Below are 14185 nucleotides of genomic sequence, written 5' to 3'. Positions count from 1 at the left end.
TCTCTAGAGTAAGACGCTCGCAGGCGCCGGTTCGAGCGCCGCCGCCGGCAGCTTCGCGCGCCGCTCGGGCGGCAGCGCCTGCAGTGCGCGGCGCCCGCGCAGCCCCAGAAAATATTCACGGATGAACGGATGATCGACGTTCGCCGCCTCCTCGACCGGCGCCGCGACGAGCACCTTGCGATCCGCGATCACCGCGACGCGCGTCGACAGCGCGGTCATCGTGTCCAGATCGTGCGTGACCATCACGACCGTGAGCCCGAGCGTGCGGTGCAGCGTCGCGATCAGCGCGACGAACTCGTCGGACGCCCGCGGATCGAGCCCGGCGGTCGGCTCGTCGAGGAACAGCAGCTCGGGCTCGAGCGCGATCGCGCGCGCGATGCCGACGCGCTTGACCATCCCGCCCGACAGCGCGGCCGGCATCTTCGACGCGTGCTTGCACGGCAGCCCGACCATCTCGAGCTTCAGCATCACGATGTCGTGCAGCAGGTCCTCCGGCACGCGGCCGAGCTCGCGCAGCGGTTGCGCGACGTTGTCGAACACCGTCATCGACGAGAACAGCGCGCCCTGCTGGAACAGCATCCCGGAGCGCGTGCGCATCATCCGCGCGGTCGCCGCGTCGATCTTCGACGTGTCCATCCCGAACACGCGTATCGTGCCCGACGTCTGCCGCTCGAGGCCGAGGATCTGCCGCACGAGCGTCGTCTTGCCGGAGCCCGAGCCGCCGACGATCGACACGATCTCGCCGCGCCGCACGTCGAAGTCCAGATGCTCGTGCACGACGTTGCGCCCGTAGCGCTTCGTCAGGTCGCGCACCTCGATCACGGGTTCGGTGGCCGTCGTCATCCGAGCCCCACGTTCTGGAAAAGGATCGCGAACACCGCGTCGGCGAGGATCACGACCGTGATCGACGTGACGACCGACGTCGTCGTCCCGCTGCCGAGGCTCTGCGAGTTCGGCTTGATCCGGAAACCGAAATGACAGGCGACGAGCGCGATCAGCATGCCGAACACGACGCCCTTGCCGAGCCCGATCCACAGATTCGCGAACGGCACCACGCCGGGCAGCGAGCGCATGAAGTAGCTGATGTCGATGCCGAGCGACAGCTTCGCGGCGAACGCGCCGCCCGTGAGCGCGATGATGTTGGTCCACATCACGAGCAGCGGCATCGCGATGCTGAGCGCGAGCATGCGCGGCAGGATCAGCCGCAGCCCGTGCGGGATGCCCATCACGCGCATCGCGTCGAGCTCCTCGGTCACGCGCATCACGCCGATCTGCGCGGTGATCGCCGAGCCCGAGCGGCCCGCGACGAGGATCGCCGACAGCACCGGCCCGAGCTCGCGGATCACCGACAGCCCGAGAATGTTCACGATGTAGCGGTTCGCGCCGAACTGCGCGAGCTGCTGCGCGGACAGATAGCTGAGCACGATGCCGATCAGGAACGCGACGAGCGCGGTGATCGGCAGCGCCTGCGCGCCGGCGCTGTAGATGTTCGCGGACGTCTCCTTCCACGGCATCGTCCGCGGGCGGCGCAGCACGGACAGGCCGTCGAGGATCGAGCGGCCGAACATCGCGACGCCGCCCTGCAGATGATCGGCGAACGCGAACAGCGCGAGGCCCAGCCGCGTGAGCGCATCGCCGCGAACGACGGGTTCCGGAGCCTCGCGCTCGCTGTCGAGCCGCTCGATGCGCTCGAAGATCGTGCGCTGCGTGTCGGTGAGCGCGATGCCGGCCGGCAGCCGGCGGCCCCACACGCGCCACAGCGCCTGCCCGCCGACGTGGTCGAGCCGCTCGATGCCGGACAGATCCCACGCGCGCACGCGCTGCCGCTGCTTCGCGAGGCGCGCGACGACGCCGCGGTTGCGCGCCAGCGCGAGCGCGGTCCACTGGCCGGACAGGCGGGCGGTCTGGCCTTGGCTGCCGGCATCGACCGACAGGCCCGGAGGAGTCTCGAAATCCAAGGCGGCGGGTGCTGAAGTCGGGAAGGTGACAGCGGTCATTGTAGTAGCGAACCGATTCGGGATGCGATGCGCAAATCATGCGGGCGGCGCCTGAGCGCGGACGCGGGCCCCTGTCGCTACAATACCGTCATGAACACGCCCTCCTCCCCCGACACGCCCGACGCCGGCGCCGCGCACATCGCGCGCGGCCGGCTCGACGCGCACCTGGACGCCGCGCCGCGCGCGTGGCCGCTCGACATCGTCGCCGCGACCGGCTCGACCAACGCCGACCTCGCCGCGCGCCTGAAGGCACTGCCGCGCACCGCGCACGCGCTGCCCGCCCCGCTCGTGCGCGTCGCGTTCGAGCAGACGGCCGGCCGCGGCCGGCAGGGCCGCCCGTGGTTCGCGCAGCCGGGCAACGCGCTGCTGTGCTCGGTCGGCTGCATCGTGCCGCGTCCGATCGATTCGCTCGGCGGGCTCAGCATCGCGATCGGCGTCGCGCTCGCGGAAGGCCTCGCGGCGCTGCCGCTCGACGCGAGCGCCGGCGTCGCGCTCAAATGGCCGAACGACGTGCTGCTGACGGCCGGCGACGCCGGCACGCGGGCGCTGGTCGGCAAGCTCGCCGGCATCCTGATCGAAACCGTGTGGACGACGCCCGACGCGACCGCGGTCGTGATCGGCTTCGGGATCAACGTGCGCGGCGCGGAAACGGTCGCCGCGCAGGTCGACGCGCTGCGCGCGCGCGACACCACGCTCGCGAGCGGGCTGCCGCCGGCGGCGCTGTCGTCCGCGTGGGCGCAGGCGAACCTGACCGATACGCTCGCCGCGTCGCTGAACGCGCTGACACCCGCGCTCGCGCAGTTCTCGGCCGACGGGCTCGCGCCGTTCCTGCCGCGCTGGCATGCGCTGCACGCGTATGCGGGCCGCGAGGTCGTGCTGCTCGAGCGCGGCGTCGAATGCGCGCGCGGGATCGCGACCGGCATCGACGACGCGGGCCAGCTGCTGCTCGACACGCCGGACGGCATCCGCACGATCGCGGCCGGCGACGTGTCGCTGCGCGAGGCGCTCGGATGACGAATGACGCCGCGCCGCTGCTGCTGATCGACGCCGGCAACAGCCGGATCAAGTGGGCGCTCGCCGATGCGCGGCACACGTTCGTCGCGACGGGCGCGTTCGGCCACGCGCGCGACGGCGGCGCCGACCCGGACTGGGCCGGCCTGCATCGGCCGCGCGGCGCATGGATCTCGAACGTCGCCGGCGACGACGTCGCCGCCCGGCTCGACGCGCTGATCGACGCGCGCTGGCCGGGCCTGCCGCGCACGACGATCCGCGCCCGCGCGTCGCAATGCGGGGTGACGAACGGCTACACGACGCCGGGGCAGCTCGGCAGCGACCGCTGGGCGGGGCTGATCGGCGCGCGCGCGGCGTTCGCGGGCGAGGCGCTGCTGATCGCGACGTTCGGCACCGCGACGACGCTCGAAGCGCTGCGCGCGGACGGCGTCTTCACCGGCGGGCTGATCGCGCCGGGCTGGGCGCTGATGATGCGCTCGCTCGGCACGCACACCGCGCAACTGCCGACGCTGACGACCGACATCGCGAGCGGGCTGCTCGCCGACGCGCACGCGGCGCCGTTCCAGGTCGACACGCCGCGCTCGCTGTCGGCGGGCTGCCTGTACGCGCAGGCGGGATTGATCGAGCGCGCGTGGCGCGACCTCACCGACGCGTGGCGCGCGCCGGTGCGGCTCGTGCTCGCGGGGGGCGCCGCGGACGAGATCGCGCGCGCGTTGACGCTCCCGCATACGCGGCACGATTCGCTGATCCTGTCCGGCCTGGCGCTGATCGCGGCCGAGGCCGCGTCCGCCGCGCGGTGCGGCGGCGATTGACGAACGAGAATTGATGAACGAGGAGTGTCGACGATGCTGCGCTGGTTGATCGCTGTTCTCTTTCTCGCGAACATGATCGCGTTCATGGCGGTGCGCGGCACGTTCGGGCCGCTGCCGGCGGCCGGCCCACTCGATCCGGACGCAAGTGCGCGCCAGGTTGCCCCGGATGCGCTGCGCGTGGCGCCGCTCGCGCCACCGGCCGCCGCGAACTGACCGGAACGCCGCGCGCCGCTGATGGCTGCTGCTACGGTTGCTGCGCGCGAACCTTCTTCAACAGCGCCGTCGTCGAGCGGTCGTGCTCGAACGGAATCGCGAGCGCGCGGCCGCCCCAGCCGCGCACGAGCGCGGATTCGGGCAGCACGTCCATATCGTAGTCACCGCCCTTCACCAGGATGTCCGGATGCACGGCCTCGATCAGCGCGACCGGCGTCTGTTCGTCGAACTTTACGACCCAGTCGACGCTCTCGAGCGCCGCGAGCAGCGCCATCCGGTCGTCTTCGCGATTGATCGGCCGGTCGTCGCCCTTGCCGAGCATGCGCACCGACGCGTCGCTGTTCACGCCGACGATCAGGCACGCGCCGAGCGCCTTCGCGTCGGCGAGATAGGTCACGTGGCCGCGATGCAGGATGTCGAAGACGCCGTTCGTGAACACGACGGGCGACGGCAGCGACGCGCGCCGGGCGGCGAGCGCGTCGCGGGTGATCAGCTTGCGTTCGAAGGAAGCGGGCATGATGCGACTCGGGACACGCGGCCGCTCAGGCCGGCTGCGCCGCCCCGTCGGCGTCGGCCTGCAGGCGGCTCGTCACTTCCTTGCGGTAGCGGTTGAGCTCGGTGGCCGTCGCGAACGTGCGCTCGAACAGGATCGACATGTTGTGCAGAATGCGCTCGACGACCTTCTTCTCCCACTCGCCGTCGAAGTGGATCTGCTCGTCGAGCCAGCGCTCGAGCCACTCCGGATCGGGCAGGCGCGACTGCACGGTGTCGCGCGGGAACAGCGCCTGGTTCACGTGCAGGTTGGTCGGGTGCAGCGGTTTCTCGGTGCGGCGCGCGGACGCCATCAGCACGCCGATCTTCGCGAACGCCGCGCGCGCGCCGTCGCCGAAGGTGTTCAGCGCCTTCTTCATGTAACGCAGGTACGCGCCGCCGTGGCGCGCCTCGTCACGCGAGATCGTCTCGTAGATGTGCTTGATCACCGGCTCCGTGTGCCATTCGGCCGCGCAGCGATACCAGTGGTTCAGGCGGATCTCGCCGCAGAAGTGCAGCATCAGCGTCTCGAGCGCCGGCGCCGGATCGAACTCGAAGCGCACCGCGTGCAGCTCCTCCTCGGTCGGCATCAGTTCCGGGCGGAAACGGCGCAGGTATTCCATCAGCACGAGCGAATGCTTCTGCTCCTCGAAGAACCACACGCTCATGAATGCCGAGAAATCGCTGTCGTGCCGGTTGTCGCGCAGGAACATCTCGGTCGCGGGCAGCGCCGACCATTCGGTGATCGCGTTCATCTTGATCGTCTTCGCCTGCTCGTCGGTGAGCAGCGAAGCGTCGAACTTGTCCCATGGAATGTCCTTCTCCATGTCCCAACGGACGGCTTCGAGCGACTTGTAAAGTTCCGGATAAAGCATGGTGTTCATGGTCCCACCCCTGTTCTGCGCAATGCGACTTCTCTTAATGTGACCGTTGCTGAAAACGCGGCCCTCGCACGCGTTTTTACCAACCAAAGCGGTAATTTTACGCAATAATTCGGCCCCCGGACGCATTTCGCGCCGGACGCCGTGCGGCTGCGCCGCCGCCGTGGGGCAGGCCGCGCGCCGCTCGATCCGAACGGCCGCGCATCCCGTGTGGAGCCGGCGCCGTCCGGCTTCGCTGGCGAACCCGGCCGCGCGGCGCCCGGGTCAGGGCGCGTGGCGCGACAGGCCGCTCGATATAGGGTGTATTCGGCGGCGGCCATGATAGCACGCGCCGATGGCCGTTCCGAGACTCCGGCCGGCCGTGCGGCGCGACGTCGCGGCGCGCGCCGGCGCGGCGCGAAGCATCGTCCGCCCGTCGAATCCGTATCAGACCCGCATCAGACCCGCATTTCCCCGGCCGGCTGCCCGGCCGACGGCGGCGCGTGCGTGCGGTCCGCGAGCGCGATCCAGTCGGCGAGCACGTCGCGCCGCGCGAGCCCGTCGCGATAGCCGAGCGCGATCAGCTCGCGCGCGAACGCCTCCTCGAACAGCAGATAGCTCGCAAACGACGCGCCCGCCGGCTGGCTGCCGCCGACGCCGCCGAGCAGCCCGCGCACGGAGAGCGGCAACTGCTTCAGGTGCTTCGCGGCGATCAGCTCGATCCGCTCGGACGGCGCGATCGCGAGCACGTCGACGTGCCGCCAGCCGCTGCCCGCCTCGACCTGATGCGGCATGTGCGCGACCACGCGGTTGATGTGCTCGATCCGCTCGATGTCCGAGCCGATCGAATCGAGGAACACGCTCGCGAGCACCTGCTGGCCGATCTGCGCGAGCGTCGGATAGCCGCGCACGAGGCCCGCGCCGTTCGCGGCCGGAATCTCGGGCCGCGGGTCCGCCGCGCCGACGACGACGATCCGGTCCGCGCCGAAATGGATCGCCGGCGACAGCGGCGCGATCTGCCGGATCGAGCCGTCGCCGAAATATTCGATCTGACCGTCGAGCACGAGCGGCACGGCCGGGAACACGAACGGAATCGCCGACGACGCGAGCAGATGCGACGCCGACAGATCGACGAGCCGCGCGGTGCGCTGCGCGCGCCGCCACGCCTGGATCGGCTCGGCCGCCTGGTAGAACGTCAGATGCCGGCCGCTCGAATAGCTGAGCGCGGTCACCGACAGCGCGTGCAGCGTCCGCGCCTCGAGCATCTGCTCGATCCGGTGGAAGCTCAGCTCGCGCTGCAGCAGATGCGCGAGCGGCGCGTTGTCGAGCAGCCCGCGCGGCGAGCGGCGCGCGGCCCAGCCGAAGCTCATCGCCGCGAGCCAGCGCGCGCCGGCGGCCGCGATCCCGAGCCAGTCGGTGCGGTAGACGTAGTCCGCGCGCAGATGCTCCCAGAAGCCGAGCAGGCGCCGCACGCCGTGCGCGAAGTCGTCCGCGTGGCTCGCGACCGACGTCGCGTTGATCGCGCCGGCCGACGACCCGCAGACGACCGCGAACGGCAGCGTCTGCCGTTGCGGATCGGCATCGGCGGCGATCTCGGCGAGCGCCTTCAGCACGCCGACCTGATACGCGGCCCGCGCGCCGCCTCCCATCAGTACGAGCGCGATCCGCATCGGCCGGCCTGCTGCGTCGAACGCCGCCGCGAGCTCAGGTGCCGCGCTTCGGCGGACGGCTCGCGGGCGTCGACGCCGCCGCCGCGCGCGCCGCGGCGGAGCCCGACGGCTTCGCGCGCTTCGCGGCGGCGGGTTTTGACGCCGGGGCCGCCGAGGCCGCCGCCGGAGCTGCCCGAGTGGCCGGGGCCGGCTGCTCGGGCGCCGCCTCGGCCGGCGCGGCCGCCGGCTCCGCGCCGGGCTGCGCCATCGCGAAGTTCGCGAGCTGGCTGAACTGGGTCTGCAGCAAATTCCACCAGCCGGCCGGATCGAACGCGGCCGCGCCGTCACCATCGGCCGACGCGGCGGCCTCGGCCTTCGGCGGCGGCTCGGCGGCTTTCTCGGCCTTCGCGGCCTTCGCGCCGAGCGGCGCCGCGGCCGCCTGCGCGGCCGCGACGGCCACGTCCTCGGCGGCCGACATCGAGCTCTGCGCGAACGAGCCGAACGCGCGCAGCGTCGCGAGCGTCGCGCGCTGCACCTCGAGCGCCTGGATCGCGGACTGCAGCATGCTGAGATTGAGCTTCAGCCATTGCTCGACCGCGCGCATGTCGGTGATCCGCTTGTCGAGTTCCTCGACGCTCGTGAGCGGCGCCATCATGTCGGACATCGCCGACAGCGACGGCGGCAACCCTTGCGGCATGCCGGGGAAGGTCATCCCGCCGAACGGCGTCATGCGGATCATCTCGAACATCCTGTCGAACATCTCGGCAGGCTTGAAGCCGGCGAAGCCGGAGAACGGGTTGGCACCAGAGGGGTCGGACATTCGGCGTTCCTTCGTGACGGGGAATGGGGAGCGGTGCGCGCGGTTTCCCGGCCAGCCGCCTGACTCGATCATAACGCGCGTCAGAACGGCGCGCCGCCCGGAAAATCGGGCGGCCGGCGCTCGCGCAGCGACTGGATGCCCTCGCGCACGTCCGGGCCTGCGAAGCCCATGAATTCGAGCGCGAGCGACGTATCGAACGTCGGGCCGGCCATCCGCAGCCAGTTGTTCAACGCGTACTTGGTCCAGCGGATCGCGGTCTGCGAGCCGCGCGCGAGCTTCTCGGCGACCTCGTACGCCTTCGGCAGCAGGTCGTGATCGTCGACCGCGAGCGACACGAGGCCGATCCGCTCGGCTTCCTCGCCGCTGACCGGCTCGCACAGCATCAGGTAGTACTTCGCCTTCGCCATCCCGCACAGCAGCGGCCACACGATCGCCGCGTGATCGCCGGCCGCGACGCCGAGCCGCGTGTGGCCGTCGATGATGCGCGCGCTCTTCGCGGCGATCGACACGTCCGCGAGCAGCCCGGCGACGAGCCCCGCGCCGACGGCCGGCCCGTGCATCGCGGACACGATCGGCTTGCCGCAGTTGATCACGTTGTAGACGAGATCGCGCGCCTCGCGCCACACGCGCGCGCGCACGTCGAAGTCGTTCGCCATGCTCTCGACGAGCGCGAGATCGCCGCCGGCGGAGAAGCCCTTGCCCTCGCCGCGAATCACCGCGACGCGCGTGTCGGGATCGCGGTCGACGTCGCGCCAGATATCGGCGAGCTCGCGGTGCATGCGCTCGTCGGCGGTCGCGAGGCCGCTCTTGTTCGCGCCTTCACCGCTCATCACGATTTCGAGGATGCCATGCGGCTGGCGCCGCAGGCGCAGCGCTTCGTAGCCGCTGTACGCTGAGAGGTCCGACATGCGCCGCTCCTTGCCCGGTGGGCGATTTGAATGAAGCCAGTGTAGCGAAGGCCGGCGGGGCGGTCATCGGGCGTAACCCGCCATGCGATGCCGCCGCCCGCCGCCGGGTCATGGCGCACGTCATGCCACCTTCATGTCACCTTCATGCCCCCTTCACGCCACCTTCATGCCGCCCCGTCCACCGGCGCGACCGCCTGCTCGATCGCGCCGAAGATCGACTTGCCGGCGTCGTCGAGCATCTCGATGCGCACCGTGTCGCCGTAGCGCATGAACTCGGTCTGCGGCGCGCCGTGCTCGATCGTCTCGAGGCAGCGCTTCTCGGCGATGCAGCAGTACCCGCGCTTCGGATCCTGGTTCGACACCGTGCCCGAGCCGACGATCGCGCCGGCGCGCAGGTTGCGCGTCTTCGCCGCGTGCGCGATCAGCTGGCCGAAGTGGAACACCATGTCCGCGCCCGCGTCCGGCTGGCCGACCTTCTTCCCGTTCCAGTGGACGATCATCGGCCGGTGCACGCGGCCGTCGCGCCAGTGCTCGCCGAGCTCGTCGGGCGTGACCGCGACCGGCGCGAACGCGGTCGCCGGTTTGCTCTGGAAGAAGCCGAAGCCCTTCGCGAGCTCGGCCGGGATCAGGTCGCGCAGCGACACGTCGTTCGCGAGCGTCACGAGCCGCACCGCCTTCAGCGCATCGTCCGGCGACGCGCCCATCGGCACGTCGGCGGTGATCACCGCGACTTCGGCCTCGAAGTCGATCCCCCACGCCTCGGACGCGCAGACGACGTCGTCGCGCGGCCCGAGAAAGTCGTCGCTGCCGCCCTGGTACATCAGCGGATCGGTCCAGAACTCGGGCGGCATCTGCGCGCCGCGCGCGCGGCGCACGAGCTCGACGTGATTCACGTACGCGGAGCCGTCCGCCCACTGGAACGCGCGCGGCAGCGGCGCCATGCAGTTGCCCGGCTCGAACGCGAACACATGGCGCGCGCGGCCGTGGTTCAGCGCGTCGTACAGCTCGCCCAGCTGCGGCGCGTAGAACGCCCAGTCGTCGACGACGCGCTGCAGCGTCGGCGCGATCGCGTCGGCAATCGCCGCCGTGTGCAGGTCGCGGGACACGACGATCAGCTGGCCGTCGCGCGAGCCGTCCTTCAGCGTTGCTAGTTTCATGGGGGATTCAGCCGTTGTAGTGACGATGGAAGGAATCTATTTTACGATGGTGAATCCGTGCGGCGCGGCGCCGATGCATCCGCCGCGTCCGCTCCGAACACGCTTGCTCATCTTGCCCACCGCGCCCGCGCGCGCCGCTGCCTCATGTCCACCCGCTCCGCTCAAGACGACGATCTCGTCGAATCCGATACCGACTCCGCCGACGCCGGCGACGAAGCCGCCGAGGAAAAGGTCCGCTCCGGGATCCAGTCGATCGAGGTCGGCTTTCGCCTGCTCGACGTGCTGACGAGCGAGCCGCGCGCGATGATGCTGCGCGACCTCGCGCAGCGCGCCGGGATGAGCCCGGCGAAGGCGCATCGCTATCTGGTGAGTTTCCAGCGGCTCGGCGTCGTCGCGCAGGATCCGGTGTCCGGCCGCTACGAGCTCGGCGGCTTCGCGCTGCAGATGGGCCTCGCGCGGCTCGCGCGCGTCGACGGCGTGAAGCTCGCGCGGATCGCGCTGACCGCGCTGCGCGACCAGCTGGACCAGACGGTCGGCATCGCCGTCTGGGGCAACCAGGGGCCGACGATCGTCCACTGGATGGAGTCGAGCCATCCAGCGAAGGCGTCGCTGAAGCTCGGCGACGTGATGCCGCTGCTCGGCTCCGCGACGGGCCTGCTGTTCGCCGCGTATCTGCCGCGCGGCAAGACGGCCGCGATGCTCGAGCGCGAGCTCGCGGACACGCGCCGCTCGCCGCATCACGGCGGCCCGCGCACGCTCGACGAGGTCGACGCGGTGCTCGCCGACGTGCGCGCGCACCAGGCCGCGCGCGTCGAAGGAATGCTGCTGCCGACGATCCACGCGTTCTGCATGCCGGTGTTCGACGCGCTCGGCGAGCTCGCGCTCGCGATCATCGCGCTCGGCCACGAAGGCACGTTCGACATCCGCTGGGGCGGCGAGATCGACACCGCGCTGCGCGCGTGCGCCGGGAAGCTGTCGTACGAGCTCGGCCATCGCCCCGACGCGCGCGACGACTGACGCGGTTATACGGCCGACGCATCATGTGCATCGCGTGCATCATGTAGATCCCGCGCTTTCATCCGCCTTGCCGATGTCGTCTTCCGCCGTCCGCCTCCGTTCCGCTGCACCGCGCCACTGGCTGCGCGCGGGCATCGCGTTCGCGATCGTGATCGCGCTGCACGGGCTCGCGGCGCTCTGGTTCACGCGCCATCGCGAACCGTTCGCGCCGCCCGCGCCCGCCGACGTGCCCGTGCAGATCGCGCTGCTGAAACCCGAGCGGATCGAGCGACAACCGGCGAAGTCGGCCGCGCAACCGGCGAAGCCCGCCGAACCGAAGCCGCACCCCGCACCGGCACCGGCACCGGCGCCAAAGCCCGCGCCCGCGCCGCGCGAGCCCGTGCTGAGCGCGACGCAGACGGACGAGCACGGTGTGCCAAACACGGCCGCCGCGCCTGCATCGGGTGCATCGGGTGCATCGGGTGCATCGGGTGCATCGGGCGCATCGAACGCATCGGGCACCGGCAACGCGGCGGCCGCGAACGGCGCGTCAGCGAACGGCGTCTCCACGCCGGGGCCGGCATCGCACGGTGTCAGGTTCGTCGCGCCGCCGTCCGGCGATCTGCAATACGACAGCTTCTACAACGGCGTGCAGAATTCGATCGGCACGATCCGCTGGCGCACCGACGGACACACCTACGATCTGTCGGTATCGATGCCGGTGCCGTTCGTCGGCCCGTTCCGCTATCGCAGCGAAGGCCGCATCGACGGCTTCGGCATCGCGCCGGACCGCTACGTCGAGCAGCGCGGCCGGCGGCCCGAGGACATCTCGATCTTCAATCGCGAGCTGAAACAGGTGATCTTCACGCGCACGCCGAACAGCGTGCCGCTGCCGGACGGCACGCAGGACCGCTTCAGCATGCTGATCCAGCTCGCGGGCCTCGTGCGCGGCGATCCGGGCATGTACCGGCCCGGCGTGACGCGCGAGTTCTTCGTCGTCGACAACAACAGCGGCGAGACGTGGCCGCTCACGGTAATCGGCGACGAGACCGTACAGACGGCCGCCGGCTTCGTGAGCGCGCGGCACTTCATGCGGCTACCGCGTCGCGCGGGCGACACGCGCCGCATCGACATGTGGCTCGCGCCGTCGCTCGACTGGCTGCCCGTGCGGCTCGTGCAGACCGAGCCGAACGGTTCGCAGATCGAGCTGCTGTGGCACGGGCGCCTCGCCGCGCCCGATGGCGGTGCGGACACGGACAATGCCGGATCGACGTCCGTCCGGCCGGCCGCACCGGCGACGGGCGCATCCGGCACGAACGCGCCGGCGCCGGCGGTCGGGCCGTCGGCGGGCGATTCATCGGGCGATTCGTCGGGCAATTCGGCAGGCGATTCGGCCGATAATTCGACAGGTAATTCGCGGGCCGCGCCGCCGGCCGCAACGTCGTCCGCCACGCCCTCTGCAACGCGCGCTAACATGGGCAACACCCCATGACATTCTTTAACAACTATTTCGGTGCACTGGCGGACAATGAGAAACGTTTTAAAGATGCAAGTGTTCTAACCGTAATACCCCTTGTAGTCGCGGGATCGGGGTACGCAGCGCCAGCCCCTTGAAACCGGCACGGCCCGCCCCAATTAGGGATCAAGGCCAAAGCCACTGCTAAGAGGAGTGCCGCCATGCAAATGATCTACAACAGCCCGAACTACTGCGTCGTCGAATTCGCCCCACAGATCGGCCACCACGCGATGAATGCGGGCGGCTACGAAATCGTCGACAAGAACGCGCAGCGCGAAATCTTCATCGACGGCGAACTCGCCGCCCGCTTCCGCGAACACGTGAAACAGCTGATCGAGGACGAACCGTCGCTCGACGAAGTCGACGAATTCCTCGGCCAGTTCGACAGTCTGATGAATCAGCCCGTCGTGCTGCACTGACGACGCCCCGGCGGCGCGCGAACCGCGCCGCCGTCCGAGCACTCCCATTGACCCCCGCCCGGTCCGCCGCGCGGGGGTTTTGATTGGCGGCGCGCGCAATCGTCGAACGAATGAACGGGCGCCGCGCGAACCCCCTGGCCGAACGGCCAACGCGCGGCGGCACGCGGGCGCACCGGCTACAATGACGGTTTTCCCGATTCGCCGCTCATCCGCCATGTCCGCGCCCGCCACCGCCCGCCGTCCCGCCACGTCCGCCGCGCTCGCCGCTCCGTACACGCGCGGCGCCCAACTCCCCGCGCTGCTGCAACGGCGCATCCTGATCCTCGACGGCGCGATGGGCACGATGATCCAGCAGCACAAGCTCGGCGAGGCTGCGTATCGCGGCGAGCGCTTCAAGGATTTCCCGCGCGACGTGAAGGGCAACAACGAGCTGCTGTCGATCACGCAGCCGCACATCATTCGCGAGATCCACGACCAGTATTTCGCGGCGGGCGCCGACATCGTCGAGACCAACACGTTCGGCGCGACCACCGTCGCGCAGGCCGACTACGGGATGGAAGATCTCGTCGTCGAGATGAACGTCGCGTCCGCGAAGCTCGCGCGCGAATCGGCGGAAAAATACGCGACGCCCGACAAGCCGCGCTTCGTCGCCGGCGCGATCGGCCCGACGCCGAAAACGGCGAGCATCTCGCCCGAGGTGAACGATCCGGGCGCGCGCAACGTCACGTTCGACGAATTGCGCGACGCTTACTACGCGCAGGCGAACGCGCTGCTCGACGGCGGCGTCGACCTGTTCCTCGTCGAGACGATCTTCGACACGCTGAACGCGAAGGCCGCCCTCTTCGCGCTCGACCAGCTGTTCGAAGACACCGGCGAGCGGCTGCCGATCATGATCTCCGGCACCGTCACCGACGCGTCGGGCCGCATCCTGTCCGGCCAGACCGTCGAGGCGTTCTGGAACTCGCTGCGCCACGCGAAGCCGCTGACGTTCGGCCTGAACTGCGCGCTCGGCGGCGCGCTGATGCGCCCGTACATCGCGGAGCTCGCGAAGCTCTGCGACACCTACGTGTCGTGCTACCCGAACGCCGGCCTGCCGAACCCGATGAGCGACACCGGCTTCGACGAAACGCCCGACGTCACGTCCGGCCTGCTGAAGGAATTCGCGCAGGCCGGGCTCGTGAACGTCGCGGGCGGCTGCTGCGGCACGACGCCCGAGCACATCGCCGAGATCGCCAAACGGCTGGCTGGCGTGAAGCCCCGGACGTGGGCAAACTATCGGGAAGAGGTCTGACGGCC

Annotated in this window: 15 protein-coding genes; 7 read left to right on the top strand and 8 right to left on the bottom strand. The window is 70.4% G+C overall.

Translation table 11 applies throughout. From position 1 onward, the window contains the following. Positions 1-3: 3 nt before the first annotated feature. Positions 4-843 carry an ABC transporter ATP-binding protein gene (locus HZI36_RS02835; protein ID WP_179401118.1) on the bottom strand — a complete coding sequence of 280 codons (840 nt, stop codon included), beginning with the start codon at positions 841-843 and terminating at the stop codon, positions 4-6. After that, positions 840-1958: an MlaE family ABC transporter permease gene (locus HZI36_RS02830; RefSeq protein ID WP_179401286.1), complete on the bottom strand. Its 1119-nt coding sequence runs from the start codon at positions 1956-1958 to the stop codon at positions 840-842. Before HZI36_RS02830 ends, HZI36_RS02835 begins: the two co-directional genes overlap by 4 nt. A gap of 129 nt (positions 1959-2087) precedes the next feature. Between HZI36_RS02830 and HZI36_RS02825 the strand changes: the two genes are divergently transcribed. From HZI36_RS02825 to HZI36_RS02815, 3 genes are read left to right on the top strand one after another with little or no spacing between them, the layout of a single operon-like run. Next, positions 2088-3011 carry a biotin--[acetyl-CoA-carboxylase] ligase gene (locus HZI36_RS02825; RefSeq protein ID WP_179401117.1) on the top strand — a complete coding sequence of 308 codons (924 nt, stop codon included), beginning with the start codon at positions 2088-2090 and terminating at the stop codon, positions 3009-3011. Beyond that, the gene (locus HZI36_RS02820; RefSeq protein WP_179401116.1) at positions 3008-3820 is read left to right on the top strand and encodes a type III pantothenate kinase; all 813 of its coding nucleotides are present in this window, start codon (positions 3008-3010) and stop codon (positions 3818-3820) included. The genes HZI36_RS02825 and HZI36_RS02820 overlap by 4 nt, the downstream gene beginning before the upstream one ends. A 33-nt stretch (positions 3821-3853) precedes the next feature. Further along, positions 3854-4033, top strand: a complete 180-nt coding sequence (locus HZI36_RS02815; protein ID WP_179401066.1) for a hypothetical protein — start codon at positions 3854-3856, stop codon at positions 4031-4033. Between the two features lie 31 nt (positions 4034-4064). Here HZI36_RS02815 and rfaE2 read toward each other — a convergent pair whose 3' ends face one another. The 6 genes from rfaE2 to HZI36_RS02785 all read right to left on the bottom strand — a co-directional run bounded on the left by rfaE2 (position 4065) and on the right by HZI36_RS02785 (position 9958). Then, a complete protein-coding gene (rfaE2, locus tag HZI36_RS02810; protein ID WP_179401115.1) occupies positions 4065-4550 on the bottom strand; it encodes a D-glycero-beta-D-manno-heptose 1-phosphate adenylyltransferase in 486 nt (161 codons plus the stop codon). A gap of 25 nt (positions 4551-4575) precedes the next feature. After that, positions 4576-5448: a ferritin family protein gene (locus tag HZI36_RS02805; protein WP_179401114.1), complete on the bottom strand. Its 873-nt coding sequence runs from the start codon at positions 5446-5448 to the stop codon at positions 4576-4578. A 434-nt stretch (positions 5449-5882) separates the two neighbouring features. Further along, positions 5883-7094: a patatin-like phospholipase family protein gene (locus tag HZI36_RS02800; RefSeq protein WP_179401113.1), complete on the bottom strand. Its 1212-nt coding sequence runs from the start codon at positions 7092-7094 to the stop codon at positions 5883-5885. A 34-nt stretch (positions 7095-7128) separates the two neighbouring features. Continuing rightward, positions 7129-7893, bottom strand: a complete 765-nt coding sequence (locus HZI36_RS02795; protein WP_179401112.1) for a PhaM family polyhydroxyalkanoate granule multifunctional regulatory protein — start codon at positions 7891-7893, stop codon at positions 7129-7131. 80 nt (positions 7894-7973) lie between these two features. Next, on the bottom strand, positions 7974-8801 hold the full coding sequence (locus tag HZI36_RS02790) for an enoyl-CoA hydratase/isomerase family protein (protein WP_179401111.1): 828 nt from the start codon (positions 8799-8801) through the stop codon (positions 7974-7976). A gap of 164 nt (positions 8802-8965) precedes the next feature. Next, positions 8966-9958 carry a fumarylacetoacetate hydrolase family protein gene (locus HZI36_RS02785; RefSeq protein WP_179401110.1) on the bottom strand — a complete coding sequence of 331 codons (993 nt, stop codon included), beginning with the start codon at positions 9956-9958 and terminating at the stop codon, positions 8966-8968. A gap of 144 nt (positions 9959-10102) precedes the next feature. Between HZI36_RS02785 and HZI36_RS02780 the strand changes: the two genes are divergently transcribed. The 4 genes from HZI36_RS02780 (at position 10103) to HZI36_RS02765 (ending at position 14180) form a co-directional block, all read left to right on the top strand. After that, positions 10103-10975 carry an IclR family transcriptional regulator gene (locus HZI36_RS02780; RefSeq protein ID WP_179401109.1) on the top strand — a complete coding sequence of 291 codons (873 nt, stop codon included), beginning with the start codon at positions 10103-10105 and terminating at the stop codon, positions 10973-10975. 73 nt (positions 10976-11048) lie between these two features. Next, on the top strand, positions 11049-12446 hold the full coding sequence (locus HZI36_RS02775; RefSeq protein WP_179401108.1) for a DUF3108 domain-containing protein: 1398 nt from the start codon (positions 11049-11051) through the stop codon (positions 12444-12446). Positions 12447-12631: 185 nt separating this feature from the next. Beyond that, positions 12632-12889, top strand: coding sequence for a BTH_I0359 family protein (locus tag HZI36_RS02770; RefSeq protein WP_179401107.1), 258 nt, complete (start codon positions 12632-12634; stop codon positions 12887-12889). 214 nt (positions 12890-13103) lie between these two features. Next, entirely contained in the window at positions 13104-14180 is a 1077-nt protein-coding gene (locus HZI36_RS02765; RefSeq protein ID WP_179401106.1) for a homocysteine S-methyltransferase family protein, read from the top strand. Positions 14181-14185: the final 5 nt, after the last annotated feature.

It is taken from the genome of Burkholderia guangdongensis, from assembly GCF_013403875.1.
Classification (GTDB): Bacteria; Pseudomonadota; Gammaproteobacteria; order Burkholderiales; family Burkholderiaceae; genus Burkholderia; species Burkholderia guangdongensis.
The sequence above is the reverse complement of the archived record's forward strand: the minus strand, read 5'-3'. Positions and strand labels throughout refer to the sequence as shown.